At 48.7% G+C, this 1,032-nt stretch carries 1 tRNA gene and 2 rRNA genes; all 3 read right to left on the bottom strand.

Annotation, left to right across the window (positions count from 1 at the left end):
* Positions 1-301: ribosomal RNA gene (locus ACEUCR_RS19990) — 23S ribosomal RNA — on the bottom strand; the annotation flags it as partial.
* Positions 302-554: 253 nt separating this feature from the next.
* Positions 555-630 (bottom strand) — tRNA-Glu (locus ACEUCR_RS19985).
* 281 nt (positions 631-911) lie between these two features.
* A 16S ribosomal RNA gene (locus ACEUCR_RS19980) occupies positions 912-1,032 on the bottom strand; the annotation flags it as partial.

Genomic DNA, 1,032 nt, shown 5'->3' with positions numbered 1-1,032 from the left:
GGACCATTCCACTAACTTCCAAGAAACTTAAGGGCTAATCCCCGTTCGCTCGCCGCTACTGAGGGAATCTCGGTTGATTTCTTTTCCTCGGGGTACTTAGATGTTTCAGTTCTCCCGGTTCGCCTCGCTGCACTATGTATTCATGCAACGATACCTAGCTTATGCTAAGTGGGTTTCCCCATTCGGAAATCTGTGAGTAATAGCGTCTCTTACCGACTTCTCACAGCTTATCGCAGGTTAGTACGTCCTTCATCGCCTCTGACTGCCAAGGCATCCACCATGTACGCTTAGTCACTTAACCATACAACCCCAAGAAGTGTCGTCGAAACGGCACGGCTTGTTGCTGCACAACTTTCTTCCCGAAGGAAGGTGACCAAATAAAATTTGGTTTTCGCCAAGAAGTTTCCAAAGCACTTGTAACAAATGTTTGAGAACTACTTTTTAAATCAGCTTTCCAGATTGTTAAAGAGCATGTTTGCAACGGTCATCGACCGAAGAAAACAGAGTTAAGAATTTCGTTCTTAACTCTGCATTCTTGTTAGCAAGAAGAGAAGTGGCGTCCCCTAGGGGATTCGAACCCCTGTTACCGCCGTGAAAGGGCGGTGTCCTAGGCCTCTAGACGAAGGGGACAAAATCGCTGCTCATCACGCAAGCGTGATGGCGATTTTGTAAAGGCGACGCCGAGCCTGCGAGGCTAGCGGCCTTTAGCGCTGTTCGTTGTTATCGCTAACTTTGAATCGGGTAGCGGCTTGCGCTGCTATTCACATCCCAACCCAACGAACGGGCTTCTCTCATCTGGCCTTTCGGCCAAACAAGCACTGACACGTCATCACTGGCGCATCAGGTCTTTGCTCTAACTACTTTGAATCAAGGCAATCTGTGTGAACACTCAACAACACGACATCTTAAGGTAAGGAGGTGATCCAACCCCAGGTTCCCCTAGGGTTACCTTGTTACGACTTCACCCCAGTCATGAATCACACCGTGGTAAACGCCCTCCCGAAGGTTAAGCTATCTACTTCTGGTGCAACC

It is taken from the genome of Aeromonas bivalvium (genome assembly GCF_046078285.1).
Taxonomy (GTDB): domain Bacteria; phylum Pseudomonadota; class Gammaproteobacteria; order Enterobacterales; family Aeromonadaceae; genus Aeromonas; species Aeromonas bivalvium.
The sequence above is the reverse complement of the archived record's forward strand: the minus strand, read 5'-3'. Positions and strand labels throughout refer to the sequence as shown.